Annotated in this window: 27 protein-coding genes, 1 pseudogene and 1 riboswitch; of the genes and pseudogenes, 18 read left to right on the forward strand and 10 right to left on the reverse strand. The window is 63.2% G+C overall.

Translation table 11 applies throughout. The annotated features are described in order from the left end of the window. Positions 1–16: 16 nt before the first annotated feature. Entirely contained in the window at positions 17–553 is a 537-nt protein-coding gene (locus ABID26_RS26440; RefSeq protein WP_126097665.1) for a gamma-glutamylcyclotransferase, read from the reverse strand. Positions 554–677: 124 nt separating this feature from the next. Here ABID26_RS26440 and ABID26_RS26445 point away from each other — a divergent pair, with 124 nt between their 5' ends. Together ABID26_RS26445 and ABID26_RS26450 are read left to right on the forward strand one after the other, a co-directional pair. Continuing rightward, positions 678–1676 carry a DUF2125 domain-containing protein gene (locus ABID26_RS26445; protein ID WP_292300964.1) on the forward strand — a complete coding sequence of 333 codons (999 nt, stop codon included), beginning with the start codon at positions 678–680 and terminating at the stop codon, positions 1674–1676. Positions 1677–1684: 8 nt separating this feature from the next. Continuing rightward, positions 1685–2614, forward strand: a complete 930-nt coding sequence (locus tag ABID26_RS26450; RefSeq protein ID WP_292300967.1) for a sugar kinase — start codon at positions 1685–1687, stop codon at positions 2612–2614. Here the strand turns inward: ABID26_RS26450 and ABID26_RS26455 are convergent, their stop codons facing one another. Beyond that, on the reverse strand, positions 2615–3553 hold the full coding sequence (locus tag ABID26_RS26455) for a prephenate/arogenate dehydrogenase family protein (RefSeq protein ID WP_189521436.1): 939 nt from the start codon (positions 3551–3553) through the stop codon (positions 2615–2617). Positions 3554–3559: 6 nt separating this feature from the next. Next, a complete protein-coding gene (gene hisC, locus ABID26_RS26460; protein ID WP_292300969.1) occupies positions 3560–4663 on the reverse strand; it encodes a histidinol-phosphate transaminase in 1104 nt (367 codons plus the stop codon). A 172-nt stretch (positions 4664–4835) separates the two neighbouring features. Next, positions 4836–4913, forward strand: a riboswitch (SAM riboswitch). A 92-nt stretch (positions 4914–5005) separates the two neighbouring features. On the opposite strand from hisC, the gene metX reads away from it, so the two are divergent. The 5 genes from metX (at position 5006) to ABID26_RS26485 (ending at position 9895) form a co-directional block, all read left to right on the forward strand. Continuing rightward, entirely contained in the window at positions 5006–6175 is a 1170-nt protein-coding gene (gene metX, locus ABID26_RS26465; protein ID WP_292300971.1) for a homoserine O-acetyltransferase MetX, read from the forward strand. A gap of 91 nt (positions 6176–6266) precedes the next feature. After that, positions 6267–6881 carry a methionine biosynthesis protein MetW gene (metW, locus tag ABID26_RS26470; protein ID WP_126097659.1) on the forward strand — a complete coding sequence of 205 codons (615 nt, stop codon included), beginning with the start codon at positions 6267–6269 and terminating at the stop codon, positions 6879–6881. Then, positions 6830–7654 carry a Stf0 family sulfotransferase gene (locus ABID26_RS26475; protein WP_126097658.1) on the forward strand — a complete coding sequence of 275 codons (825 nt, stop codon included), beginning with the start codon at positions 6830–6832 and terminating at the stop codon, positions 7652–7654. The genes metW and ABID26_RS26475 overlap by 52 nt, the downstream gene beginning before the upstream one ends. A 118-nt stretch (positions 7655–7772) precedes the next feature. Beyond that, on the forward strand, positions 7773–8762 hold the full coding sequence (locus ABID26_RS26480; protein ID WP_126097657.1) for a glycosyltransferase: 990 nt from the start codon (positions 7773–7775) through the stop codon (positions 8760–8762). A gap of 197 nt (positions 8763–8959) precedes the next feature. After that, positions 8960–9895, forward strand: a complete 936-nt coding sequence (locus ABID26_RS26485; protein ID WP_126097656.1) for a glycosyltransferase family 2 protein — start codon at positions 8960–8962, stop codon at positions 9893–9895. Positions 9896–9913: 18 nt separating this feature from the next. Here the strand turns inward: ABID26_RS26485 and ABID26_RS26490 are convergent, their stop codons facing one another. From ABID26_RS26490 to ABID26_RS26500, 3 genes are all read right to left on the reverse strand, one after another. Next, positions 9914–10714 carry a DUF1194 domain-containing protein gene (locus tag ABID26_RS26490; RefSeq protein ID WP_126097655.1) on the reverse strand — a complete coding sequence of 267 codons (801 nt, stop codon included), beginning with the start codon at positions 10712–10714 and terminating at the stop codon, positions 9914–9916. 53 nt (positions 10715–10767) lie between these two features. Then, on the reverse strand, positions 10768–12588 hold the full coding sequence (locus ABID26_RS26495; RefSeq protein WP_126097654.1) for an ABC transporter ATP-binding protein/permease: 1821 nt from the start codon (positions 12586–12588) through the stop codon (positions 10768–10770). Between the two features lie 107 nt (positions 12589–12695). Then, the gene (locus ABID26_RS26500) at positions 12696–13478 is read right to left on the reverse strand and encodes a class I SAM-dependent methyltransferase (RefSeq protein ID WP_126102523.1); all 783 of its coding nucleotides are present in this window, start codon (positions 13476–13478) and stop codon (positions 12696–12698) included. A gap of 203 nt (positions 13479–13681) precedes the next feature. On the opposite strand from ABID26_RS26500, the gene gloB reads away from it, so the two are divergent. Both gloB and ABID26_RS26510 read left to right on the forward strand, forming a co-directional pair. Then, a complete protein-coding gene (gene gloB / locus ABID26_RS26505) occupies positions 13682–14449 on the forward strand; it encodes a hydroxyacylglutathione hydrolase (RefSeq protein WP_292300978.1) in 768 nt (255 codons plus the stop codon). A 110-nt stretch (positions 14450–14559) separates the two neighbouring features. Then, positions 14560–14991, forward strand: coding sequence for a cupin domain-containing protein (locus ABID26_RS26510; protein ID WP_126102522.1), 432 nt, complete (start codon positions 14560–14562; stop codon positions 14989–14991). Here ABID26_RS26510 and ABID26_RS26515 read toward each other — a convergent pair. The 3 genes from ABID26_RS26515 to ABID26_RS26525 form a co-directional block, all read right to left on the reverse strand. After that, the gene (locus ABID26_RS26515; protein ID WP_126097652.1) at positions 14988–15659 is read right to left on the reverse strand and encodes a lysoplasmalogenase family protein; all 672 of its coding nucleotides are present in this window, start codon (positions 15657–15659) and stop codon (positions 14988–14990) included. The genes ABID26_RS26510 and ABID26_RS26515 overlap by 4 nt on opposite strands. Beyond that, a complete protein-coding gene (gene yddG, locus ABID26_RS26520; protein ID WP_126097651.1) occupies positions 15656–16543 on the reverse strand; it encodes an aromatic amino acid exporter YddG in 888 nt (295 codons plus the stop codon). Before yddG ends, ABID26_RS26515 begins: the two co-directional genes overlap by 4 nt. A 142-nt stretch (positions 16544–16685) precedes the next feature. Beyond that, positions 16686–17477, reverse strand: coding sequence for a DUF3108 domain-containing protein (locus ABID26_RS26525; RefSeq protein WP_126097650.1), 792 nt, complete (start codon positions 17475–17477; stop codon positions 16686–16688). 231 nt (positions 17478–17708) lie between these two features. Here ABID26_RS26525 and ABID26_RS26530 point away from each other — a divergent pair, with 231 nt between their 5' ends. The 5 genes and pseudogenes from ABID26_RS26530 to ABID26_RS37100 form a co-directional block, all read left to right on the forward strand. Then, positions 17709–17945 carry a hypothetical protein gene (locus tag ABID26_RS26530; RefSeq protein WP_354417017.1) on the forward strand — a complete coding sequence of 79 codons (237 nt, stop codon included), beginning with the start codon at positions 17709–17711 and terminating at the stop codon, positions 17943–17945. Continuing rightward, positions 17942–18142, forward strand: a complete 201-nt coding sequence (locus ABID26_RS26535) for an RNA-binding protein (RefSeq protein WP_292372946.1) — start codon at positions 17942–17944, stop codon at positions 18140–18142. Before ABID26_RS26530 ends, ABID26_RS26535 begins: the two co-directional genes overlap by 4 nt. A 76-nt stretch (positions 18143–18218) precedes the next feature. Beyond that, a complete protein-coding gene (locus ABID26_RS26540; RefSeq protein WP_354417019.1) occupies positions 18219–18770 on the forward strand; it encodes a hypothetical protein in 552 nt (183 codons plus the stop codon). Between the two features lie 41 nt (positions 18771–18811). Further along, positions 18812–19888, forward strand: coding sequence for a helix-turn-helix domain-containing protein (locus tag ABID26_RS26545; protein WP_354417021.1), 1077 nt, complete (start codon positions 18812–18814; stop codon positions 19886–19888). Between the two features lie 41 nt (positions 19889–19929). Further along, positions 19930–20061, forward strand: a pseudogene (locus ABID26_RS37100) (IS1 family transposase); the annotation flags it as partial. Between the two features lie 109 nt (positions 20062–20170). Here ABID26_RS37100 and ABID26_RS26550 read toward each other — a convergent pair. After that, a complete protein-coding gene (locus tag ABID26_RS26550; protein ID WP_354417023.1) occupies positions 20171–20740 on the reverse strand; it encodes an NYN domain-containing protein in 570 nt (189 codons plus the stop codon). Positions 20741–21001: 261 nt separating this feature from the next. Between ABID26_RS26550 and rpmB the strand changes: the two genes are divergently transcribed. From rpmB to ABID26_RS26570, 4 genes are all read left to right on the forward strand, one after another. Then, positions 21002–21298 carry a 50S ribosomal protein L28 gene (rpmB, locus tag ABID26_RS26555; RefSeq protein WP_059187982.1) on the forward strand — a complete coding sequence of 99 codons (297 nt, stop codon included), beginning with the start codon at positions 21002–21004 and terminating at the stop codon, positions 21296–21298. A 92-nt stretch (positions 21299–21390) separates the two neighbouring features. Beyond that, the gene (locus ABID26_RS26560; protein ID WP_292372939.1) at positions 21391–22071 is read left to right on the forward strand and encodes a queuosine precursor transporter; all 681 of its coding nucleotides are present in this window, start codon (positions 21391–21393) and stop codon (positions 22069–22071) included. 2 nt (positions 22072–22073) lie between these two features. Beyond that, positions 22074–22748, forward strand: coding sequence for a spermidine synthase family protein (locus ABID26_RS26565; RefSeq protein ID WP_292372938.1), 675 nt, complete (start codon positions 22074–22076; stop codon positions 22746–22748). A gap of 139 nt (positions 22749–22887) precedes the next feature. After that, on the forward strand, positions 22888–24666 hold the full coding sequence (locus tag ABID26_RS26570) for a GtrA family protein (RefSeq protein WP_354417025.1): 1779 nt from the start codon (positions 22888–22890) through the stop codon (positions 24664–24666). The last annotated feature ends 31 nt before the right edge of the window (positions 24667–24697 follow it).

Below are 24697 nucleotides of genomic sequence, written 5' to 3' on the forward strand. Positions count from 1 at the left end.
TGATCGGGCCAGGCCGTCACGAAGGCGCGACCTGCCGCCCAACCTGCTCCAGCCAGTGATCGCGAATGCCGAGCGCTTTCAGGTGCTCGAGCGTGCTGAGCACATAGTCCTCGTTCCGGCCCGACTGGCCGACGGCGCCGCGAACGACTGCCGCGGCATGGCTGGCGTCGAGTCCGCCGGCATATTGCTCATGCGCGCGGTCGACGATGTAGGCGACCGCCTCGACCGTTCGGTCTCCTCCCGCCCTATTCCCGTCGAGCCGGACATCGAGCATGCGTTCGAGATAGACATTGGTCACCAGCTCGCGCTCGCGCAGGTAGGAAAGCACTTCATTCCGCAAATCGCCCGGCACGCGGAACGCCAGGCCGATGCAGGAGCCGCCGCGGTCGAGACCCAGCACCAGGCCCGGTCTCTCGCGTGTGCCGCGATGCACGAAGGAATAGACGCAAAGCGACCGGCGATAGCCGTAAAGGCGGGCCCGCCGCGTCTCGACATGTGCGAATCCCGGCCGCCAGATCAGCGACCCATAGCCAAAAACCCAAAAATCGCCCATATCGCCAAGCCTGATCGCACTCGAGTGACGACATCGCACCGTGAGGTGTTTCTTCTGTCCCCCGCTTGTTGTGCATGAGATTAACAGCCCGCTCGCCGCACGAGGGGTTAACGAGAGCCGCAGCATGACGTCAAGTGACGAGCGATCGCGCAAACCTCGCCGCCGGCTGTTCTGGCTTGCCGCATTCATTGTCGTGCTGTTCGCGCTCTACAGCGCCGGCTGGTTCTATCTTGCCGACCGCCTCAAGACGGAGACCGACCAGGCGGTGGCCAAACTCGGCACCAAGGGCATCGCCGCCGGCTGCGCCAACCTTACCGTCAGCGGCTATCCGCTGAGCTTTGCCGTTTCCTGCGACAGCCTGGCCTATCAGGACGATAGCAAAAACATCGCCGCCTCCACGGGCAACTTCAACGCGGTCGCCGGGATCACGCAGCCTTTGTCGCCGGTGGCCGACGTGCGGGGCCCGCTCAGAACCTCGGCGCCGGGCATGCCGCCGCTTTGGATCGACTGGGACAAGCTGAACGCGACGGTCAAACTGTCCTGGCCGCTGCCCAGGCGCGTGTCGCTGCAGGCTGAAGGCCTGTCAGGCCAGACCGACCCGGCTGACGATTCCGATCCAGCCGAATTGTTCTACGCGGCAAACGCGGCCGGGCAACTGGCCCCCAAGGACCAGGACGTCGTCTATACCGGCAGCTTCAGCGATCTTGAAATCGATGCCGACGCGATCGGCGGCCGCGTGCTGCCGGCGCTCGATGGCGGCGGTGAGGCGACGCTGAAGAACGGCGTCGCGCTGATCGCGGCACCGCCCAAAAGCCTGCGCGGCCAGTCGGTCGACATCGCCAAGCTCGACCTGTCGTCCGGAACGGCGCGCGTGACGGTGTCCGGACCGGTCTCGGTCGACGCGGACGGGCTGATCGACGCCAATCTGACGATCAAGCTCAAGGATCCGAAGGCGGTGGCCGCCATTCTCTCAGGTGCGATCCCCGAGCACAAAAGCGAGATCGAGCAAGGTTTTGCCGGCCTGGCCATGCTCGGCAACGAGCCGTCCATGCCGCTCAGGATCGTCAAGGGCAAGGCCTCGCTCGGATTCATTCCGCTCGGCAAGATCAAGCCGGTCGATTGAGGGCTGCGATGGCGGAACCGGTCAGACTGCTCAGCGTCGGCGCATTCACCCTCGACACTATCCTTCGTGTCGAGACGCTTCCAACGCATCAGGGCAAGTTCATCGCCAGCGACGGCGTCCAGATCGCCTCGGGCATGGCAACGAGCGCCGCCTGCGCCGCGCATCGCCTCGGCGCCAGCGTATCGCTCTGGGCGAGCGCGGGAGACGACGCGGTCGGCGACCAGCTCATCGCCGAGATCGAGGCGGAGGGCGTCGACTGCAGCCTGGTCCGCCGCGTCGCCGGCGCGCGCTCGGCGCTGGCCGCGATCCTGGTCGATGCCCATGGCGAGCGTGTTATCGTGCCGTTCTACGACGGACAAGCGCAGGCTGACCCTCACTCCTTGCCGCTCGCCGATCTCTCCGCCTTCGATGCCGTGTTGGTGGATGTGCGCTGGCCGGGCGCCGCCGCGCTCGCCTTGACGGCCGCGCGGGACGCTGGCCATCCGGCGATCCTCGACGCCGACACAGCGCCCGTCGAGGTGCTGGAGCGACTGCTGCCTTTAGCCTCGCACATCGTCGCCTCGGAACCGGCGGCCCGCATCGTCTGCGGCCACGCGCCCGCCCCTGAAAGCGCCTGCGCAGATCTTGCCTCGCGCACCGATGCCTTTGTCGCGGTGACGGGAGGCGCTGCCGGAACCTGGTGGCATGACCGGGAAGCCGGCCGCGTCCGCCATGTCGAGGCGCCGAAGATCAAGGCGGTTGATACGCTCGCCGCCGGCGACGTCTTCCACGGCGCCTTTGCCGTCGGCCTTGCCGAAGCGATGCCGCCCGAGCGGGCGCTGCGCTTTGCCAGCGCCGCCGCGGCGCTCAAATGCCTGCGCTTCGGCGGCCGGCTCGGCGCTCCGGACAGGGCCGAGACGCTGGCGATGATGGCAGCGCACTGGCCGTCGTCGACCTGACTAAGATTTGGCCCCAGGATGCTCGACCGCCTGGCGGCCGAAATCCGGCACATCGATGTCCTGGCCGGCCTCGATGATCGAGCGGCGGATGGCGCGGGTACGGGTGAAGAGGTCGAACAGCTTTTCGCCGTCGCCCCAGCGGATCGCCCGCTGCAGCGAGGCGAGATCCTCCGAGAACCGCGCCAGCATCTCCAGGATCGCGTCCTTGTTGTGCAGGCACACGTCCCGCCACATTGTCGGGTCGGAGGCCGCCAGACGGGTGAAATCGCGAAAACCGGAAGCGGAATATTTGATGACCTCCGTCTTGGTCACCGATTCCAGGTCGTCGGCGGTGCCGACGATGTTGTAGGCGATGATATGCGGCAGGTGCGAGACGATGGCCAGGGTCATGTCGTGATGCTGCGGGTCCATCGTGTCGATGTTCGAGCCGCAGCGCCGCCAGAATTCCGACAGCTTCTCCAGCGCCTCAGGATCGGTGCCCGGCAGCGGCGTGAAGATGCACCAGCGGTTGTCGAAAAGATCGGCAAAGCCGGCATCGGGGCCCGATTTTTCCGTACCCGCCAGTGGGTGGCCCGGGATGAAATGCACGCCGTCGGGCACATGCGGCTCAATCTGCGCGATCACCGATGCCTTGGTCGAGCCGACATCGGTGAGGATGGCGCCTTTCTTCAGCGCCGGCGCGATCTCGGCGGCGACCTCGCCGGACGAGCCGACCGGCACCGAGATGATGACGAGATCCGCGTCGCGTGCCGCTTCTTTGGCCTCGGTCGTGTAGGAATCGCCGAGGCCGAGCTCCTCGGCCCGCTTGAGCGTCGCTTTGCTGCGCGTGGCGATGGCGATATGGCGGGCAAGCCCCTCCCGGCGGATGACACGGGCGAGCGACGAGCCGATCAGGCCGATGCCGACCAGCGCTATTTTCTCGAACATCGGTGATGTCATGGTGCTTCAGCTTTTCAGGAAACTCGTCAGCGCGTCGACGACGCCGCGATTGGCCTCTTCGGTACCGATGCTCATGCGCAGCGCGTTCGGGAAGCCGTAGCCGGTGACGCGGCGCAGGATATAGCCCCTTGCGCTGAGATAATCGTCCGCGGCCGCCGCCGAATGCCGCCTGTCGTCGGGAAAGTGGATCAGCACGAAATTGCCGACGCTCGGCGTCACGCGCAGCCCGAGCAGGGTCACCTGTTCGCTGACCCAGGCCAGCCATTTCTCGTTATGCGCCACGCTGCGCTCGACATGGGCGCGGTCGCGGATGGCCGCGATGCCCGCCTCGATCGCTGTCGCGTTGACGTTGAACGGCCCACGCACCCGGTTGATCGCATCGACGATATGCGCCGGGCCGTACATCCAGCCGACGCGCGCGCCGCCGAGGCCGAGCTTGGAGAAGGTGCGGGTCATGACCACGTTCTCGGCGCTGCCCGCGAGCTCGATGCCCGCTTCATAGTCGTTGCGCCGCACATATTCGGCATAGGCCGCGTCGAGCACCAGGAGCACGTTCTTCGGCAGCCCGGCATGCAGCCGGCGCACCTCCTGGAACGGCACATAGGTGCCGGTCGGATTGTTGGGATTGGCGAGGAACACGATCCGGGTCGCCGGCGTCACCGCCGCGAGCATCGCGTCGATGTCGGCGCGCTCGTCGGTTTCCTTGACCGCGACCGGTCTGGCGCCGGCGGCCTGGATGTAGATCTTGTAGACCATGAAGGCGTGTTCGGTGAACACGGCCTCGTCGCCCGGCGCAAGATAGGTTTGCGCCAGGAGCCCGAGGATCTCGTCGGAGCCGTTGGAGCAGACGATGTTTGCCGGATTGAGCCCATGCACGTCGCCGATCGCCTCGCGCAGCCGGCGAGCTGAGCCGTCGGGATAGACGTCCAACCTGGAAGCCACGTCCCGCGCGGCCTCGATCGCTTTCGGCGACGGCCCGAGCGGGTTCTCGTTGGACGACAGCTTGTAGACTTTCGTCACGCCGGCCGGTGCCGTGCTCTTGCCCGGCACGTAGGCCTCGATGTCCATGATGCCCGCGCGGGGCGTCGGACGTGGCTGATCCTGCTTCATGTCACAAATCCGTCGAGAAGGCCGTCGAGGCCGCAGCGGAAATACAGGCCGTGGCCCCGAATGTCGAGTGCCGGTGCTTGCGCCAAGATCCTGATCCCAAGGTGCTGCCCCCAAGATGCTGCCCCCAGGATGCTGCCCGTTGACGAAGCGCGGCGCTGGTCCTAGAAGAGCAGCCGGACTCCGTGGTGATTTGGCCGGTCGGCTTGCAGCCACGTTAAACAATTCGCTAAAGGGCCGTTTGCAACCTGTAACCGGCTTTGCGAAGGCAGGCCGGTTTTTTGTTGTCCGCTGCCGGCCGGATACCGCATCGGCGAAATCGATGCGGACTGGATGGGGAATGCGATGGCCGCTCAGCGCGCTCTAAGGACCAACAACGAGGCCGACCACCCATCGAGCCCGGTGTTGCAGTTCGGCCCCGACAAGCCGCTGAAGCTCGATGCGGGCACGGTGCTGTCGCCGTTCCAGGTCGCTTACCAGACCTATGGCATCCTCAACGACGCCCGCTCCAACGCCATCCTCGTCTGCCACGCGCTGACCGGCGACCAGCATGTCGCCAACACCAATCCGGTGACCGGCAAGCCGGGCTGGTGGGAGGTGCTGATCGGCCCCGGCAAGATCATCGACACCAACCGCTTTTTCGTCATCTGCTCCAACGTCGTCGGCGGCTGCCTCGGCTCCACCGGCCCGGCCTCGATCAATCCGGCGACGGGCCGGCCCTACGGCCTCGACCTGCCGATCATCACCATCCGCGACATGGTGCGCGCGCAGCTGATGCTGGTCGACCATTTCGGCATCGAGAAGCTGTTTTGCGTGCTCGGCGGCTCGATGGGCGGCATGCAGGTGCTGGAGTGGGCCGCCAGCCATTCGGAGCGCGTCTTCTCGGTGCTGCCGATCGCCACCGGAGCCCGCCATTCCTCGCAGAACATCGCCTTCCATGAGGTCGGGCGGCAGGCCGTCATGGCCGATCCGGAGTGGCACGGCGGCAAATATCTCGATTTCGGCAGGCGTCCGGAAAAAGGGCTCGCCGTGGCGCGCATGGCCGCCCACATCACCTATCTGTCGGAGGCGGCCCTTCACCGCAAGTTCGGTCGCAACCTGCAGGACCGCGAGGCGCTCACCTTCGGTTTCGACGCCGACTTCCAGATCGAAAGCTATCTGCGCCACCAGGGCATGACCTTCGTCGATCGCTTCGACGCCAACTCCTACCTCTACCTGACCCGCGCAATGGACTATTTCGACCTCGCCGCCGACCATGGCGGACGGCTGGCCGATGCCTTCGCCGCCACCAAGACGCGGTTTTGCCTGGTATCCTTCACATCAGACTGGCTGTTCCCGACCGGGGAGAGCCGCTCGATCGTTCATGCGCTGAACGCCGCCGGCGCTTCCGTCTCCTTCGTCGAGATCGAGACCGATCGCGGCCATGACGCCTTCCTGCTCGACGAACCGGAACTGTTCGCGGCCATCAACGGCTTCATCGCCTCGGCCGCCCGCGCCAGGGGACTCAGCCTATGAGCGGCTCGCGATCTCTTCGTTTTAGCAGCATTTCTGCGACACCGAGCGATTCCGCTTTGGCTTCGAATGCTCTAAGGCCGCGGGTGTTCCCATGAGCGTCAATCGTGCCCAACGTGTCGATCTCGAGGTTATCAACGATCTCATCCCGGCCCGTTCGCGTGTCCTCGATGTCGGCTCGGGCGACGGCCTGCTGCTGGAGCTTCTCCAGGAGACAAAACAGGTCGACGGCCGCGGGATGGAGCTGTCGCAGCGCGGCGTCAACGAATGCGTGGCGCGCGGCCTTTCCGTGATCCAGGGCGATGCCGACAAGGACCTCGAATTCTATCCCGACAAGGGCTTCGATTTCGTTGTGCTGTCGCAGACCTTGCAGGCGACCCGCAATCCGAAGCTGGTGCTCGACGAGCTGCTTCGGATCGGCAACCGCGCCATCGTATCGTTCCCCAATTTCGGCCATTGGCGCGTGCGCTTCTCGCTGCTGATCAAGGGCAGGATGCCGGTCACCAAGGATCTGCCCTATTCCTGGTACGACACGCCGAACATCCACTTCTGCACCATCCGCGACTTCGTCAATCTGTGCGAGGAGCTTGGCGCAACGGTCGAGAAGGCGACCGCACTCGACGCCAACGGCCAGAAGATCGGCCTGTCGATGCCCTGGTGGTTCTGGAATTTCTTCGGCCAGCAGGCGGTGTTTTTGCTGAAGCGATGATCGGGATGCAGCTTTTTCGTCGGCGGCCGCCGACGGTTAAAATCCCTCCGGACATTCTGTCGGAGATACGAGCGGGAATTCTCGTCTGCACATCGCCGCGCAGCGGCAGCAATCATCTTGCAGGACTAATGGCTTCGGCCGGGTTGGGCAATCCACTGGAATGGTTTGGCGGTCGCCGTCTGCTTGAACTGCCCGGCTACCCGCGCGAACCGAGCGCCCAGCTTCTTCGTGCGTTGACGGAGGGGCGGTCCTCTTCCGGAGTCTACGCGATCAAGCTCTTCGCGAGCCAGTTCGCTCAAGTGGCCAAGAAGGTGAACCTGCCGGCCAGTCTTCCGAACCCGCGCTATGTGCGCCTGACGCGTAGCGATCTGCTGGGCCAGGCGATCTCATGGGCACGCGCGCGGCAAACCCGCAGATTCCGCTCCACTGAAGTCAGCCATGCACCGCCACGCTACGACAGCGGAGCGATTGCCGAGTCGCTTGAGAAGATTTTGATGGAGAATTTGGCTTGGGATGCTTGGTTCGCGAAAAACGGACTGTCTTTTCTCGCATTGACCTATGAGCAAATTCAGCAAGATCCGGTTGGAAGCCTCAAGACGATCGCGCAGCTGGCGGGTGTAGAGCCCGTCTGGAGAACGAACCTCGAGTCAGGTCTCGAAGTCCAGCGCGACGCGATCAACGACGAATGGAGAAAGCGTTTCCTGTCTGAATATACCGACCCGTCGAGCTTCCGGCATGGAAAAAACTATATCCGTGGCTTCTTGAAGAACTAGCAATCGGTGAACCGCCAATCGAAGCGGAAACTCGCAAATAGATGGCGCCTTTGATCGTTTGACAGCATACGTTCAGGGCTATAGCGACTATCCCGATAAGCTGGTGGTGATTAACTCTATGGCTGAACATCCAACCTATTCGATCGTCGTGGAGATGGAGAACGCCAAATCCATTGACTGGGACGAGATTGGCGTGGGCCTGAAGGCCCTGGCGCGTGAAATTGCTGCCGTTTCCGCAACTGGTTTCGCAAGGCCGAAGGTTGTCGTGTCGCATGGCGGGCCCGATTCGGACGCCGATTTGCTGCGAGCGAGCATCGACGCTGAAGCACCTCAACTTACGCAGGTTGCCGAACTGACATTCGCGGCCTGCTCCGGTGGTCGGTATTACGACCTCAAGAACAATGGCGTGCCCTTGACCGAAGGAAACATCGTCGTTTTCCTGGATTCCGACACAGTCCCCGAGCGGGATTGGCTCTCAACTCTGCTGAAGCCCTTCCAACACCCGGAAACCCTCTGCGTAAACGGGCATACCTATCTTTCCTACGACGATTTTTTCTCGCGAACCTTTGCTTTGATCTGGTTCTTCCCGATGGCCCGGGGGGACGAAAGGTTCGCCTCGAAACGTGCGATCAATGCCAACAACATTGCCTTCCAACGCGACTGGATAGCCAGCCATCCGTTCCCGGCACACAACGGCTTCAAGGTTTCCTGCACGCTGCTGATGCACCAGCTTTGGCGCGAGGGCCACAGAATCGTCAATGTCGATGCGCGCGTCTATCACTACTCGCCGCGCGGCTGGCGGTTCTTCTATTGGCGCGCGCTGGTGACCGGCAGGGATGCCGACCGAAAATTCGTCGAGCTCCATTCCCCCACCCGCGCCCAGCGTATCGTCAAATCGTTCACACGCTGGGGGACGATGTCGTGGCGCACGACACGACGCGTGATCGGTCATGCGCCGCAAACGGGCATGCCAATCTGGCAGATTCCGTTTTCAGTGGCGGTCGGCCTGGCCTTTTACACGCTGGCATTTTTCGGCCATTTCAGCCTCGCAGCCGGTCTCGTTCGCGACGAAATCGAGATCGTGCCGGACTATGTGGGCCACAGTTGAGGACAAGTCGCCCGCAAAGTGTTGCTTTCAAACCGCATGGCTTTGAAGAAATATGCTCCGAACTTGATCCTGACGCGACGCTTCAGGTGACATAGACGCCTCTTTTCTGTAGCGTTTTGTCCATCCGGGGGCGGACACGGAGGGGCAGGTACGAGATCCAACCGATCATCGCGTATCCGCTCCACAACGAAAGTTAGATGCCGGCTGCTTCCGACACAGCTCCGCTGATCACCGTGATCACGCCGACGCACAACCGGCGCAGCCAGGTCGTGCGCGCCGTGGAAAGCGTTCTTGCCCAGACACTTACGCGCTTCGAGCACATCGTGGTCGACGATGGCTCGACCGATGGGACGGCCCTGGCGCTCGCCGAAATTCGCGACCCCAGACTGATCTATGTCGGGGCGAAATGGCGCGGCGCCAATGCCGCGCGCAACGCGGGCATCGAGCGCGCGCGGGCGCCGATCGTGACCTTCCTTGATTCGGACGATGTCTATCTGCCGGACCGCCTGGAGCGGACGGTGGCGCATTTCGACAAAAACCCTTCGCTCGAAGTGCTGATCAGCTCCTTCATCTCGGTGAAGGGCAACCGCAGCACCAAATGTATCAATCGCCAGGCCTTGCTCGACAAGAGCACGCTGCAGCGCGCGCTGGTCTCGCAGACGATCTTCATCGCCGGTTCGGCGATTAGCGCCCGGCACGAATCGCTGCTTGCGATCGGTGGCTTCGACAGCGACATCACGCGCATGCAGGACCGCGAGCTGCTGCTGCGTTTTGCCAACCGCGGCGGCGCCCTGCTGTCGGAGGAGATCGACTGGAAGAAGTATAATTCGGAGAACTCGATCTCCGGCCGCCGCGATGGCTATGTCGAGGCCTATGCCAACTTGATCGGCAAGCACCCTTATATCGCCGACCGTTATCCCGACGTGCCGCCCTATATGATCGCGCGCCAGATCATCGCCGATACCCTGAAAGGCCGGCTGCCTCAGGCTTTCTCGGGCTATCTGGCCAACCGGTCGTCCAAAGCCCTCGGCTATTCGCTGCCGCAACTGCTGCGCGGCTATGTTGTCGGCCGCCGCTGGCGTCGCGATTGCTATGACGAATTCCGCGCCAAATATGGCGCCCGGGCGGCCTGAGGCGCACCAAGTGGTGCCTCACCGATCCAGCTCCGGAAAATACGGATCGGAAAACCGCTGCCGCAGCCGCTCGCCGAGCAGGCAGTCGGTCGGCGCCTCCGCATCGACGCGGATCTTTGTGGCATCACCGACACTGCTCACCTCCTGGATCAGCTTGCGGCGGATCGCGGTCGAGAATTCGGACGCCGCATAGATCGGCAACACGAACGAGCCGGGGCCGCCGGTGACGCAATCGGCATAGTAGCGATCGAGACGGCTGACGCTCGGCGACGGGCTGATCAGGATCGGCAGGCCGTTGATGATTATGCCGCTGGCCAGGGCGGCGTCACGGGTCAGGGCGACAGGCAGCCCGGCATTGTTGGGCCCGTCCCCCGATATGTCGATGACCCGACGCGGCGCCGAAAAGCCATTTTTCTCCAAAAGCCCGGCGCCGAAGCCGAGAGCGCCGGAAATCGAGGTGCCGCGAAAGCTCCGGAACGGCCGGCCCGCGATCTTGTCGGCAAAGGCGTTGGCGCTGTCTGCGCCGTCGATGACCTGCCAGGCGATCACGCCGTCGTCGCGCACGACGCCCGCCCATTCGAAATAGGCGAGCGCGATACGGCCCTTCGGGCCTGAGCGCACCGCGCTGATGAAGTCGGGATGGCGCAGCGCCTCGACATAGCCGGCGCGCTGCAGGGCGAACTCCCCTTCGTCCATCGACTGCGAGATGTCGACAGCCAGCACGAGCTCGACATCGACGGGCGTATCGCCGCCGATTGCAGGCATTGGCGCCGCCTCGGCGCAGGCAAGGCAGGCAAGCAGACTGAGCAGCTTGAGCATGGCACAGCTCCGACCACGCCGGGATTCTTCCCGGCGATCGCGGCGAAATAAAGCTATTTCTTGGCTCTCGCCGCGGTCGGTGGCGGTTCGATCGCCCCGGCGCGCAGGCGGGCCGGCTTGAGCGCCGATCCGCCGCTGTCCTTGACGATGGTAAGCGCGCGCGGGAAGAACTGGTTGTTGTGCAGGCCGCGCCCGATATTGAGGATCGCAGCGTCCGCCAGTCTCGCCTGCAGCATGGCCAGCACGCGCCGCAACGTGGCGCCGTCGAACGTATCCAGCGCTTCGTCGATGATCACCCATTTCGGCTTCCTCAGCGCAAGCCGGGCAAAGGCGAGCAGCCGCTGCTCGTCGTCGGCCAGCTCATGCTCCCAGCGCGCCGAGCGGTCGAGCTGGGATGACAGGCGCTCCAGGCCGACTTCGTTCAGCACCGCTGAAATCTCGGCGTCGTCTATCCTCGCGCCTTCGGCATGGTTGAGCGCGTCGCGCAGCGTGCCGAGCGGAAAATAGGGCGTGCGCGGCACGAAGAATGGCGTCTCCCCCGCCGGCATGCCGATGCGGCCGCTTCCCCATGGCCAGAGGCCGGCGATGGCGCGGAAGAACAGCGTCTTGCCGGCGCGCGGATCGCCGGTGATCATGACGCGCTCGCCGGCCTGGATCTCGACGCTCGTCTCGGCAAGCTTGGTGCAGCCGTCGGGCGACGCGACTTCGAGCTTGTCGAATGTCAGCTTGCCATTTTCGTTCTCGCCGAACTCGATGCGCTTTTCCTTGGCGTGCAGGATGTCCGTTTCGCCAAGTGCGATGCGGAAGTCGGCGACGCGCATCAGCGTTGCCCGCCAATCGGCGATGGCGCCGATATTGTTGATGAACCAGCGCAGCGAGGAATTCACCTGGTTGAAGGCGCCGACCGCCATCATCAGTCCGCCGAAGCTGATGTCGCCGGCGAAATAGACCGGCGCCGCGACGAGGATCGGCGCCACCACGGTGACCCAGCCATAGGCGTCGGTGACCCAGGACAGGTTGATCTGAGCGCCGTAGATGCGCCGCATGGCGCCAAGCACGCCGCCGAGGTCGACATCGAGCCGCCGGCTGGCGTCGGCCTCGCCATGGGCAAGCGCGATGGCGTCGATATTCTCGTTGATGCGGACCATGGAGGAGCGCAGCTCCGCCTCCCGCGTATAGCGATCGCTGTTGAAGCGGATCAGCGGCCGGCCCACCAGCCAGCTCAGCCACGAGGCGATGCCGGCATAGAGGATCGCCGCCCAGACCATGTAGCCGGGTATGGCCAGGGAATGGCCGCCGACATGGAAGACGAAGCCGGAAGAGAGCTCCCAAAGCACGCCGATAAAGGACACAAGAAGGATGAAGGACTGCAAGAGGCCCACGCTGAGATCGGTCGACAGATCCGACAAATGGCCGGCATCCTGCTGCATGCGTTGGTCGGGGTTGACGCCGATGGCTCCCGCGTGGGTGAGCCGGAAGGCGCGCGCCGGCCGCATCCATTCATCGATGAGGTCCAGCGTCAGCGCCTCGCGCAGCCTCAGCCGGATCATCTGGTTGAGCCAGGTCTGGCCGACGTTGAGCACCAGGAGGCTACCGGCGATTACGGCAAAAACCATCAGCTGGTGCAGGAAACCCGGCAAGTCGCGCCGCGCCAGGGCATCGTAGAAAGGCTGGTTCCAGCGATTGAGCAGGACCTGCCCGACCGATGTCGCGACGATGACGCCGACAATGCCGATCGATACCCACGAAAGCTGCCTGCGAACCGGAGACGTCTTCAGCGCCTGCCTGATTGTCGCCAGTTGGTCACGCAGGCTGCTTGCCTCGACCGAGACAGTCTGTTCGGTTTCTGGCTTGTCAACCGTTTGGTAGTCCATGTGCAAAATCCCTGCTTTCGGGAATGGTCATCGACGCCGATGCCGCGCCGTGTCCCCGTCCCTGAGATAGGGCGATGATTGCCGTGCGGCGCAAGGCTTGATCCCGATCACGAACGCGTCACTTGCCCGGTCCGGGACATTGCCTCGGTCGTCTTTCGTCCAAGCCGCGTCGCGCCCTGCGGCGAGAACACCGGCACGAAGACGCGGCGCGAGGCGCGCTGCGCGACTGGCACGCCCTGGTAGAGCCGCTTCTGCGCCTCGACGACGATGACGCCGGAAAAGATCGGCCAGAAGCGCCGGCCGGCGCGCTCCAGCACATTGTGGAACTGCATCATGAAACGCCGCGGCGATGGCGGGAAGAACAGCGCGTCGGACCATGCGGCGGGCGTGAAATTCGCCTCGCGCAGCAATTCGGTGAGCTGGCCGCGCGAGAACGGCCGGCCATTGCCGAAGGGCGTATGCTCGAAGCGTGCCCAGACACCGCGCCGGTTGGGCACGACGATGACGACTCTGCCCGCCGGCGACAGCACGCGCCAGATCTCGTTCAGCGTCTCGCGCGGATTTTCGACATGTTCGAGCGAATGCACGAGCAGCATGCGGTCGATGCAGGAATCGACCAGCGGCAGCTCCTCGTCGAAGACCAGCGCCGTCGCCGTCGGTCCCGTCGCCGGCCACACCACCGCCCCTTGCGTCGCCGGCATGAAGGCAAAGACTCGCTCGGCATCGGTGCCGAATCGCTCCAGCCAGGGCAGCGTGTAGCCGAGGCCGACCAGACGCTCGTTGGGAACGCTTGCCCATATCGATGAGAGCGCCATGGTGATCGCGCGCTCGGCCAGGCGGCCGAGCGTGGTCGAATAGAAGGAACGGAGGTCGACGATGTCCGAATGCATGCGGGCGACGGTAGCCGCGATAAATGCCGAGTTCAACAAAGGCCGATGACATCGGCCGCCGGCCGCCCTATGTCTGCGGCAGCTCCTGCATCGGCCCGAAATCGGTTTCGATTTCGGAAAGCACGATGCGGCAGATACCAAGTATTAGAGTGTCCTTTTGTGCATCCACCTGGTTGCACGGCGCTCTAGCGGAGAGCGATGGGATGCCGGTCGAAATCGAACAGTTCATGTGCCGCACCGACAATTTCGGCGTGCTGGTGCACGATCCCGAAAGCGGGCAGACGGCGATCATCGACGCTCCGGAGGAAGCCCCGATCCTGGCCGCGATCAAGCGCACCGGCTGGACGCCGACGATGATCCTGACCACGCATCACCATGGCGACCATGTCGAGGCCAACCTGGCCCTGAAAGAGCGCTTCAAGCTCACCATCGTCGGGCCGGAAGCGGAAAAGGCGAAGATCCCCGGCATCGACGAGACCGTCAGGCAAGGTTCCGTCATCCGGCTTGGCGAGGAAAGGATCGACGTCATCGAAACGCCCGGCCACACCGCCGGCCATGTCTCCTACCATCTGCCGGCCTCGAAAGTGGCCTTCACCGCCGACACGCTGTTCGCGCTGGGCTGCGGCCGGATCTTCGAGTGCAAGCCGCCGGTGATGCACGACTCGCTGAAGAAGCTTGCCGCCCTTCCGGCCGAGACCGTCGTCTATTGCGGCCACGAATACACTTTAGCCAACGCCCGCTTCGCGCTGACCGTCGACCCCACGAATTCAGCCTTGAAGGAGCGCGCCGTCAGGATCGAGGCGCTTCGCGCCGACAACAAGCCGACCCTGCCGACGACGATCGGCGAGGAACTGTCGACCAACCCGTTCCTGCGCTGGCACGACCCGGCGATTCGCAGGCATCTCGGCATGGAGCGGGCGAGCGACGTCGAGGTGTTCGCGGAAATCCGCAAGCGCAAGGACCATTTCTAGAGCTGTTGCCCGAAAGTGCGCAAAGCAATTCCAGGAAAAGTGTGAAACCGGAATTGCGCTAAAATAAAGAGCGGTTCTGGGATAACGACATGCATCAAACAAAGACCGGCATGACCAGCGCCGCTGAAATCATCGCAACGCTCGGCCTCGAGCCGCACCCCGAAGGCGGCTGGTATGCCGAGACTTTTCGCGATGGTGCGGGAGGCAGGCGCGGCCATTCGACCGCGATCTATTTCCTTCTGGAGCAAGGCCAGCTTTCGGCCTGGCACCGGGTGAAGGATGCCGCGGAGGTCTGGCACTTCTATGCCGGCGCGCCGCTCGCGCTCGCCATGCATGAGGAAGGCACCGGCGCCGTCATCGAACAGGTGCTGGGCGCGGCACTTGCCTCGGGCGAGCGGCCGCAGATCGTCGTGCCGGCAGGCTGGTGGCAGTCGGCGCGCAGCCTCGGCGAATGGACGCTGGTCGGCTGCACGGTGGCGCCTGGCTTTGACTTCGCCGCCTTCGAGCTGGCCGAGCCGGGTTGGCAGCCGAAAACCGCTTAACTCAGCAGGAAACCGAGCGTAGTGGCGAGTTGGGCTGCATAGTAGAGCACCCAGACCGCGTAGCGCATCCAGACGCGCTGCGGCGAGATCGCCGCTAGCAGGAAACGCTCCGCTGCCAGCAACCCGTCCGAGGCCATGAACAGCACGGCGCCGGCGATGACCCAGGGATGGTAGCCGGTGAGCGCCGAGATGCCCATGGCGAGGATCGCGGCGACATAGACAGCGATCGGGATACGGAGCGATGGGCCGACGCGGCGCCACAACGCGGCGAGCATAACGATGACGAACGCCGCCATCGCCAGCGCCATCGCACCACGCCAGGATTCTGCGGCGAGCAGCCCGATCCCGCCGCCTGCCTCGAGGAACAGGGCGACATAGGCGATATGCGCGGCAAGAAAGCTCGCCAGCCCGCCGAGGAAGGCCTTCTCGCCGTGCTGCGAGAGGAACGCATCGCCGACGGCGCTCAGCGCCAGCGCCGCGACGAGCAGCAGCGGACCGCCCTGCATGACGGCGAGCGCCGCCAGCAAGGCGACGGCCAGCGTCTTCGCGGCGGAGCGGGCGAGCCGCGGCGACAGTTCGAGCGCAAAGGCGTAGATCGCAGCAGCTGCGATCGAAAATAAAAGCGTCGCGTTCGGGTTGGCGTCGATGCCGCCTGGAAACGGCATCATGCGTGCGCCCCGCCGGTCGCGGGCCTGCGCGGCAACAGCGACTTGGCTGCGAGTGCTGCTCCGCCGGTGATGAGCACGCAGGCCGCGAGGATGCGCGGCGACGGCTCGGCCACGCCCGCGGCGATCAGCACCAGCGTCGACAAAAGCGGCGCGGCGTAGCTTGCGGCGCCCAGCACCTGGATGTTGCCGCGCTTGACGCCGATGTCCCAGGCATAAAAGGCGGCCCCCACCGGCATCAGGCCGAGCCCGATGACCGCCAGCCACTGGCCCGGGCCGTCGGGCAGCACGGTTTTTTCGAGCAGCAAGTGGCAGGCGAGCGAAAGCACCGACGTCGCCGCACAGAACCATGTGACGATCGAGGTCGGCACCGACGGGAAGCGCCGCGACAAGAGCGAATAGGACGACCACAAAAGCGCGCAGACGGCCGCCATCGTATAACCGAAGGCGTAATGCGCGTCGAAGGCGAGCCCACCGCCCTTGGTGACGATGAGGAAAGTGCCGGCCAGCCCGAGCAGCGCGCCGACGACATGGTTCCAGGCAAGCCGCTCGCCAGGCATCAGCGCCGAGCCGAGCACGATCAAGAGCGGCCACAGATACGCGATCAGGCTCGCCTCGACGGCCGGCGCGTTGCGCAGCGCGGTGAAGTAGAAGAAATGGTAGCCGAACAGGCCGGCAATTCCGATCAGCCACACCTGCGGCGGTACCTTCCGGCTCTTGTCGCGAGAAGGCATCACCAGCCTGGCGGCAAGCCCGACGCAGGTGCCGATGGCGAAGGTGATTGCCGACAGCAGGAATGGCGGCACCTGCCCCGAGGCGTCGGTGAGCAGTGCGAGCAGCGCCCACATGGCGACCGCCGAGAAGCCGATCAGTGTTGCGCGCCCCATAGCTGCCCCCCGACGGCGCGCCGGGGCGCCCCTCAAGCAATTCCAGGAAAAGTGTGTAACCGTTCGGAACTGCGTAAAAACAAATGACTAGAGCAATCCCAGGAAAAATGCGTGGCGGTTTTCCGTCCGGAATTGCATAAAATTACTCGACGGCTTCGAACCGTCTCGCGCTGATGGTCAGCGGACCGATCTGGGTCCCGACCGTGGCGCGGATCGGCGCATATACGCCGGATTGGCCGACCGGCGCAAATGTCACCATAATGCGGCTCTTGTTCTTGAGGAACTCCAGCGCCTTGCGGCCCTTGCGATAGCCCGCGACCGGCTCGAAGCCCATCTTGCAGGTGACGGTGTCGCCCTTGAAGCCGGGCACCGAGATCGACCCTTTCGAGGCATAGGTCAGCGACAGGTTGGCGCGCATCTCGCCGTCATAGAATTTGACGGTCCGCCCGCAGACCTTGTCCAGGCTGTCGGCGTGGATGACGGTCGCCGCCATCGGGTCGAGCACCGACCTCAGGTCGCCGTCGCCGACCGGCACCCAGCTCTTGGGATCGCGCTTGCCGGGTTCCGGGACGACCTTCGTCGAGGCGACATCGCCCTTGGCGAAGCGTATGTCGACCACCGAGGCTTTCTTGCCGGAGGTGTAATCCGCCCGGAAGGCCTGCGGCCGCATCTGCTGGCCCGAAATCGTGCCTTGCGATGAGATCGTGCCCTTCGTGTCGTCGAACAGCTTGGCGATGCCGGCGGCCGAGACAGTGCCGTTGATGGCGTAGTTGTCGCCGTCGTAACGGCTCGAAAAAGTCGCCCTGGCGACCGAAAGGCCAAGGAAAGACACCGTGTATTCGCCCTTGAAGGACTGCGGCGAGGCAGCGGCGAAGCCCGTCGTCGGCACAGAGACGGCGAGCAGGGCGGCAAGGGCATGGGATGGTCGAAGCATGGCGGGCGGTAAGTCCTTGATACTGGCCGGAAACGCATCGGTTCCAGCCCGGCAATCCCTTCGCGAAGGGCTTATAGGGCGAAATCCGGCCTTAATATGGAGCGTGTCACGTCACCGCGCACGCGGTAGTGTCTCAGTTTGAAATTTGCGCCGCCGTCAATGGTGGTCGCCTGACTGTCGCCTGACAGGCCGAACTCCTATATGCTTAGCGCAAAAGCATGGGAGAAACGCATGGGGCTCGTCGTAAATCACCCGAACGCGAAGACGGTGTGGACCACCTTGGCATATTCACGGGGCGTAACGTCAACCACGATAACAATCGAAACGGACTTGGCTTTGAACCCAGGCGATCCGGCATTCAATGGTGCAGCTGTTCAGGCTTTATTGGACGCAGCGGCGCTTCAAGCTGGTCAGAGAGGCTTTAGCGCCGACACGTTCCAACTTGTGGAGGCAAACCAGCCGACGTGATTGGCAACGCCGTCCGCGCTATGCGCATTGCCACAGGCGAGGAAGCCGACGACGTGATTGATGACGGCAAGAGCGCCGCCGCCAAAGAGCTTGGTCCGAAAGGTGGGAAGAAGCGCGCCGCCAATATGACGCCGGAGCGGCGCGCAGAGATCGCTAAGAAGGCGGCGGAAAAGCGCTGGGGTGGTCGCCTCGAATAATTCTCGGAATATTTTTCTTGATTTTTGTCGCGTGAAAGGTATGCTTTCACCTCGGGACTCAGCGGGGTAAAACCACATGCCGAAACGTTCGATTACGGAAATCATGGAAGCGATGGAGGGCTTCCTTGATGATTTTGATCAGATTGCGCGAGAAGCGCACTCTCGATATCGGGCTTACAGTCCGGCAGACCTCTTGGAGTTGGACGTAAGGGCGCAGGCGGCATGCACTTATGCCCATATGGTCGCCGCCGCCGATCGCCGATTCGACGGAAGGCCGCGCGTTCGCCCGCTTGAGATTCGCGGCCTTAAGGTGTGGCTCCTCGATGAGCCGAACGTCGTTATCCGCTTGAAGAAGATGGATGAGAATGGCGCTTCCAGGCGCTACCCGACAAAACAGGCCAAGGCCTTTGACGCCGGCAAGGAACTGCCGAATTTGCCCATGCCCCCGGTACGTCTGACGATTGGCTATCATCTGGACCGCACGGGGACGCAATTTGTGCGCTCGCAAGTTGCGCATCCAGAAGGTCGTTCTATCGCTTGGTGCGCCGCGATTGTTGCGCAGGAAGATCGGGAAGCCGATAAGCCGATTTGGATCGATGTGACCAGACAGTCGCGTTTCGCCGCCTAACGCACTTTCGGGTACAGCATATGGGACACTTTAATCATCACATGATGATGCTCGCGAGAGATTCGCGGGGCCTGACCCAGTCAGAATTGGCCGACTTGCTTGGCGTGGGACAGGGGACGTATTCAAAATATGAGGGCGGATTGTCAGACCCGCCCTCTGCTTTCGTCGAGGATGTCGCACGCATCCTGCGTTATCAAATCAACTTTTTCTTCGAAGTCGGCAGACCGTATGGCATGCCGCCGTTCCACTACCGCAAGCGGAAGAAGCTATCGGCGAAGGCGCTTGCGCGCATTGTGGCGGAAATGAACATCCGTCGAATGCATATCGTCAAATTCCTGCGATCCTACGAGCACAAGACCAACGGCTTCATCCCCGAGATTGATCGCGACGAATACATCGGCAAGTCGAGAGCCGCGTTCTCTATTGAGGAGATCGCTCGCCATATGCGTGAGCAATGGATGATCCCGACCGGCCCAATCCCGAACATGGTCGAGCTAATCGAGGATTTGGGGGGCGTCGTTGTACCGTGCGATTTTGGATCCGATCTTATCGACGCCATGAGCCAGCGTATCGACGGGTTGCCGGTGCTGTTCTTCGTGAACGTAAACGCGCCGGCAGATCGAATGAGGCATACCCTTGCACATGAGCTGGGGCACATGCTGCTTCATACGATAGCAGTTAAGAGCGACGAAGAAATGGAAGACGAAGCCGATGCCTTCGCCGGTGCCTTCCTGTTGCCGGCAGCGGAGGTTCGACCACAATTGCGGCGGTTTGACCTCCGTCAATTGATGAACATGAAGGGCTATTGGAAGGTTTCCATGGCGGCTCTCGCCGTAAGAGCTGATCGCCTCAGTCTCATTACCCCTTACCAGCGAAAATCGTTCTGGATGGAAATGGGGCGGCTTGGATATCGAAAGCGAGAGCCGAATGAGCCGCCCAAGGAAATACCATCTTTGCTTCGCCGGATGGTTGCGTTCCACATCAAGAAACTGGGTTACTCCGTCACCGACCTTGCCAACATGCTGCATCTGACTGTGGAAGAATTTCAATCAATGTATCGGCCAGAGATCGTCGGCGAGACCGGAGCGACAGCAGGTTTCCTTCGCGTAGTTAAATGACCTTTCATGCTTGACACTAAGCATGAAAGTTCACATTGGGCATGAACAAGCTCCCCCTGCAGACCCGCGTCCAAATCTTCTCGATGCTCTGCGAGGATAGCTCGATGCGGTCGATCTCCCGCGTTGCCGATGTGTCGATCAATACGGTTTCCAAGTTGCTGGTCGATGCTGGCTGTGGCGGCTGGCGTGTCTCAGACGCTCTGGTCGATGGAAGACCTTTGCGAGAAGATGGACGCTGTTGCGCCGAAGTCGGGCAAACGCGGCTCCTACAAAAAGCGCGACCTATGAGTGATACTTTTGGATCGTGCTCGGCTGCAGTTCTTTAAACTCATCCGCGACAGGCTCTAGCGAGACAGATACGCCATGACCGATGAAAGCTACCTCGCTACGCCATCCCTTCGCTAAAACTTTTTGCAGCGGTGGAACATAGTCCGCATCTCCTGCCACTAGAACCATCGTGGCAGGGCCTGCCTTCTCATAGAGAGTTTCCATGATCTCTGTAATAAGAAATGCATCATCCTGTTTTGAGCGATTGTTGGAACCCAAGTAACCACGCCGCACTTGAAAACCTTGGCTTTTGGCTACCTCCCAAAAGTAATCGTCATCAGGAATAACACCCGCGATGTAAGCAGACCTCACCGGCCTAGCTCGTCCGTCTGGACCCTTTGCTGTTTCAAGAAGCAATCTGCCGAAATCCATGCGATAGCTTTTCCCATATCGCGCATCATTCGTGATGCCCCAGAACAGATTTTGATCGTCAACAAACACATGAACGCCAGGGTCGGCCAGTGCGGCGTGTGCTGGTGCTCGCGCGGTACGATCTTCCATCAGGCCTTTCTTCGTCTTCGCCATATCTTCACCCCTCCCATTCTTCATCTGTCTATAAGACAGATCGAACGCGGCGTCGATACGAGCTATTTCGTGCTGTGCTAGTAGGGTGCGTCGCATGGTCAAATTTCAAACTGAGACACTACCCGCACGTGCCGGAGCTTGACGTGGTGGCGAAATGCAACTATGGAACGCCAACTTTTCCAAAGGCCGCCTGACCGAGACCGCGCGCCGCCTGGCGCGGGCAGAATGGTTTGGCAGATTTAGAACTGAAGGTTAGACAAGATGTCCCGTACCTGCGAGCTCACTGCCAAGGCAGTCCAGACCGGCAACAATGTGAGCCATGCCAACAACAAGACCAAGCGCCGCTTCCTGCCGAACCTGGTCAATGTGACGCTGATTTCCGAAGTGTTGAACCAGAACGTGCGCCTGCGCATTTCGGCCAACGCGCTGCGTTCTGTCGAGCATCGCGGCGGCCTCGACGCCTTCCTGGCCAAGGCCGACGCCAAGGACCTGTCGCAGCGCGCGCGCCTGCTCAAGAAGCAGATCGCCAAGAAGCTCGCTGAGCAACCGGCCGCCTAAGACCGCTTTCAGGCGGGGACGAACCGCCTTCCAAGGAGTGTCGTGCGGATTCGGCATGACATTCCGCTGGTTCCATTACCCAGGATAAAAAAATGAACTTCCTGACACGATACCTGCCCTTCGTGGCCGCCATGGCGCTTGTCGTCGTGGCGTCGAACATTCTTGTCCAGTTCCCGATGCAGGGTCAGATCGGCGGCCTGTCGCTGGCCGACCTGCTCACCTGGGGCGCCTTCACCTATCCCTTCTCCTTTCTGGTCACCGACCTTGCCAATCGCCGCTACGGCCCGGCCGTGGCGCGCAAGGTGGTGTTCGTCGGCTTCATGACGGCAGTGATCTGCTCGATCCTGGTTCCGCCCTTCCTGTTCCGCCACGGCCTGATCGAATTCGAGACCGCCGCCGACCGGCTGGTGCGCATCGCGGCTGCTTCCGGCGCCGCGTTCCTCACCGCGCAACTGCTCGACGTGACCGTGTTCAACCGGCTGCGCCGGCAAAGCTGGTGGCGCGCGCCGATCGTCGGCACGCTGGTCGGCTCCATCTTCGACACGGTGGTGTTCTTCGGCGTCGCCTTCTCCGCCGCCTTCGCCTTTGCCGGGCCGAACGACGGCTTCGCGCTGGAGACGGCGCCGCTGATGGGTGTGCTGCCTGTCGAGACGATGCGCTGGGTGTCCTGGGCGTTGGGCGATCTCTCGGTCAAGCTGATCATCGCGGTGGTTGCGTTGATCCCCTACCGGCTGCTTGCCACCCGCTGGAGCCAGCCCGCGATCGCTGTATAATCGTGATCCCTTGGGTTCAGCTCGACTCAGCCCGCACGCCTGATGGCGGCCAGGAACTTCGCCTGAAGCAGCGCGGCGCTGAATTCTCGATCATGCTGGGCACCAATGAGCTGATGAACAGCCGCCTCAGCGGCTCCGAGGAGGCACTGGCCAGGCTTTCCTGCGAGCGGATCGCTGGCCGCAAGCAGCCGAGAACCCTGATCGGCGGGCTCGGCATGGGCTTCACGCTGCGCGCCGCTCTGGCCGCACTTGATGGAGACGCTGCCGTCACCGTCGCCGAGTTGGTCCCCGCGGTCGTCGCCTGGGCGCGCGGCCCGATGGCCGAGATCTTCGGCGGTTGCCTCGACGACCCTCGAGTCACCATTCGCGAGGCTGATGTCGGTCAATTGATAAGGGCGCAAGCGGCCGCTTGGGACGCCATCCTGCTCGACGTCGACAATGGCCCGGAAGGCATCGTCTACAAGGGCAATGACGCGCTCTACGGCACGGCCGGCCTCGCAGCCGCGCGTGCCGCATTGAAACCCGGCGGCGTGTTGGCCGTCTGGTCACAGGGACCGGACAGCGGCTTCACGCGGCGCCTGAAACAGGCAGGTTTCGTGGTCGAGGAAATCAACACGCGCGCCCGCGGCAAGCGCGGCGCCCGCCATGTCATCTGGATCGCAACCAACGGGGGCTGACCTCTGCAGGCTGCCCACCGCCCACCTGGGCCAGCCCGCCATCGCCTGGCGATCCGCGCTATCCGCCTTCATCGGCTTTACGCTTTGTTACGGCCATTGGTGCAGGATCGCGAAAACGATCCAGGACCTCGCCATCAGCATGACCATCCAGGGCACCGGTTGGAAACATGACTTCCTGCTTGCGCTTTGCGCGACGCTGGTCGTGCTGGCGATCAATGCGATCTCGGGCTTCCCGACGATCGCGGACCTTGGCCCCGACAACGACAGCATGCTGAGGCTGGTCGAGGTTCGCGACCTGCTGGCTGGCCAGGGCTGGTTCGATCTCCACCAATATAGGATGGGCCTGACCGGCGGCTTCGTCATGCACTGGTCGCGGCTGGTCGACACGCCGATCGCCCTGATCATCCTCGCCTTCCACGCGCTGGGCGCCGGCACCGCCGCCGCTGAAAGAGCCGCGCAGATCATCTGGCCGCTCTCTCTTTATGGGCTCACCATATTCGTCATCCTGCGCGCCTCGCGGCGTTTTGCGGGAGCGGACGTGGCGATGCCGTCGCTGGTGCTCGCGACCGCGGCGCTGTTCTTTCTCGGCGTTTTCAGCCCCGGCACGCTCGACCATCACAATGTCCAGCTCCTTTTGACGGCGGCCAGTCTCTGGCTTCTGATGGAGGCTCCCTTCTGGCGGCCCGCAGCCCTTCTGTCCGGGCTGTGCGCGGGCCTCACGCTGGCCGTCGGCATGGAGACCGCTCCTTATGTGGCCGCACTTGGCGCCTGTGCCGCCGTGCTTTTCATCCTCGATGAAAAGGAGCGCCTGACCGCGCGCGGCTTTGGCATCGGATTTGCCGCAACAGCCTCGTTGGTCCTTGTCGCCACCATACCGCCGGCGGCCTGGGCCGTAGCCCAGTGCGACGCCTTCTCGGCCTTTCAGTTCGTCATCGCGGCGCTGTCCGGCTTCGGCCTGGCGGCGGTTGCCGGCTTGTCCGGGCAATCGACGGCCAGGGCGCGGCTCGTCTCGATGTCCGCATTGGCCGTGGCGGTCGCGGCCGTCGCGATCCTGTTCTTCCCGCAATGCCTGGCAGCGCCCTATGCCGGCATCGACGAGCGCGTTCGCACCTATTGGCTGAACGACGTCGTCGAGGCGCAGCCCTTCCTCAGCGTTGCCGTGAACCAGCCGAAGTTGATGGCGGCGCGCTATGTGACGCCCTTCATCGCGATCCTGTTGATCGGTCTTCAGCTGCGCAGCCGCCGCCTGCGCCGCGAGGAAGCCCTTGCCGCAGTGCTGCTGGTCGTCGCTTTCGTCGTTAGCCTCTGGCAGGTGCGCGGCTCGACCTTCTCGGTCGCCTTCGCGGTGCTGCCGCTCTCGACCTGGATCGCCGGGATTCGCCTGCAGGCGAGCGCCGCCCAGTCATGGCGCATCTCCTTCCGCATCGCGGCGGCATGGCTGGTGTCGCTCAACGCGACCTGGGCGGGCGTTGCGGTCGCCGCGCAGTCCGTGGTCCAAAAGGCGCCGACAGGAGTCAATTCCGATGCGGATCATGCGCTGACCTGCAGCAAGGCTTCGGACTTCAGCGAGCTGGCCGCCATGCCGGCGACGACGGTGCTAGCGTCTTCCAATCTCGGCTCGGCAATAGTGATGTTTACCGGCCACAGGGCGTTGGCCGGCCCCTACCATCGCAATGTCGGCGGCAACCTCGCCATGCTCGACGCCTTCATGGGAACGCCGGACGCCGCCCGCGCCATCGTCGAGCGCGAACATGTCGGGCTGGTCGCCATATGCCGCGGCAATTCGGAAGAGATGTCGCTCGCCGCCGAAGCTCCCACGGGCCTGGCCGCGCGGTTGCTGAAGCGAGACGTGCCCGACTGGCTGGAATTGGTGATCTCGACGGCGGACAAGCCCGTCGAGATCTACAAGGTCCGCTGAGGATCAATTCCAGGGATTGTCTGAAATAGGA

Source organism: Mesorhizobium shonense, from assembly GCF_040545255.1.
GTDB lineage: Bacteria > Pseudomonadota > Alphaproteobacteria > Rhizobiales > Rhizobiaceae > Mesorhizobium > Mesorhizobium shonense.

What these genes read in the sequence shown, in the direction of transcription:
- ABID26_RS26440 (WP_126097665.1), bottom strand. Translation starts at nt 553, where the DNA reads ATGGGCGATTTTTGGGTTTTTGGCTATGGGTCGCTGATCTGGCGGCCG.
- ABID26_RS26445 (WP_292300964.1), top strand. Translation starts at nt 678, where the DNA reads ATGACGTCAAGTGACGAGCGATCGCGCAAACCTCGCCGCCGGCTGTTC.
- ABID26_RS26450 (WP_292300967.1), top strand. Translation starts at nt 1,685, where the DNA reads ATGGCGGAACCGGTCAGACTGCTCAGCGTCGGCGCATTCACCCTCGAC.
- ABID26_RS26455 (WP_189521436.1), bottom strand. Translation starts at nt 3,553, where the DNA reads ATGACATCACCGATGTTCGAGAAAATAGCGCTGGTCGGCATCGGCCTG.
- hisC (WP_292300969.1), bottom strand. Translation starts at nt 4,663, where the DNA reads ATGAAGCAGGATCAGCCACGTCCGACGCCCCGCGCGGGCATCATGGAC.
- metX (WP_292300971.1), top strand. Translation starts at nt 5,006, where the DNA reads ATGGCCGCTCAGCGCGCTCTAAGGACCAACAACGAGGCCGACCACCCA.
- metW (WP_126097659.1), top strand. Translation starts at nt 6,267, where the DNA reads ATGAGCGTCAATCGTGCCCAACGTGTCGATCTCGAGGTTATCAACGAT.
- ABID26_RS26480 (WP_126097657.1), top strand. Translation starts at nt 7,773, where the DNA reads ATGGCTGAACATCCAACCTATTCGATCGTCGTGGAGATGGAGAACGCC.
- ABID26_RS26485 (WP_126097656.1), top strand. Translation starts at nt 8,960, where the DNA reads ATGCCGGCTGCTTCCGACACAGCTCCGCTGATCACCGTGATCACGCCG.
- ABID26_RS26490 (WP_126097655.1), bottom strand. Translation starts at nt 10,714, where the DNA reads ATGCTCAAGCTGCTCAGTCTGCTTGCCTGCCTTGCCTGCGCCGAGGCG.
- ABID26_RS26495 (WP_126097654.1), bottom strand. Translation starts at nt 12,588, where the DNA reads ATGGACTACCAAACGGTTGACAAGCCAGAAACCGAACAGACTGTCTCG.
- ABID26_RS26500 (WP_126102523.1), bottom strand. Translation starts at nt 13,478, where the DNA reads ATGCATTCGGACATCGTCGACCTCCGTTCCTTCTATTCGACCACGCTC.
- gloB (WP_292300978.1), top strand. Translation starts at nt 13,682, where the DNA reads ATGCCGGTCGAAATCGAACAGTTCATGTGCCGCACCGACAATTTCGGC.
- ABID26_RS26510 (WP_126102522.1), top strand. Translation starts at nt 14,560, where the DNA reads ATGACCAGCGCCGCTGAAATCATCGCAACGCTCGGCCTCGAGCCGCAC.
- ABID26_RS26515 (WP_126097652.1), bottom strand. Translation starts at nt 15,659, where the DNA reads ATGATGCCGTTTCCAGGCGGCATCGACGCCAACCCGAACGCGACGCTT.
- yddG (WP_126097651.1), bottom strand. Translation starts at nt 16,543, where the DNA reads ATGGGGCGCGCAACACTGATCGGCTTCTCGGCGGTCGCCATGTGGGCG.
- ABID26_RS26525 (WP_126097650.1), bottom strand. Translation starts at nt 17,477, where the DNA reads ATGCTTCGACCATCCCATGCCCTTGCCGCCCTGCTCGCCGTCTCTGTG.
- ABID26_RS26530 (WP_354417017.1), top strand. Translation starts at nt 17,709, where the DNA reads ATGGGGCTCGTCGTAAATCACCCGAACGCGAAGACGGTGTGGACCACC.
- ABID26_RS26540 (WP_354417019.1), top strand. Translation starts at nt 18,219, where the DNA reads ATGCCGAAACGTTCGATTACGGAAATCATGGAAGCGATGGAGGGCTTC.
- ABID26_RS26545 (WP_354417021.1), top strand. Translation starts at nt 18,812, where the DNA reads ATGATGATGCTCGCGAGAGATTCGCGGGGCCTGACCCAGTCAGAATTG.
- ABID26_RS26550 (WP_354417023.1), bottom strand. Translation starts at nt 20,740, where the DNA reads ATGGCGAAGACGAAGAAAGGCCTGATGGAAGATCGTACCGCGCGAGCA.
- rpmB (WP_059187982.1), top strand. Translation starts at nt 21,002, where the DNA reads ATGTCCCGTACCTGCGAGCTCACTGCCAAGGCAGTCCAGACCGGCAAC.
- ABID26_RS26560 (WP_292372939.1), top strand. Translation starts at nt 21,391, where the DNA reads ATGAACTTCCTGACACGATACCTGCCCTTCGTGGCCGCCATGGCGCTT.
- ABID26_RS26570 (WP_354417025.1), top strand. Translation starts at nt 22,888, where the DNA reads ATGACCATCCAGGGCACCGGTTGGAAACATGACTTCCTGCTTGCGCTT.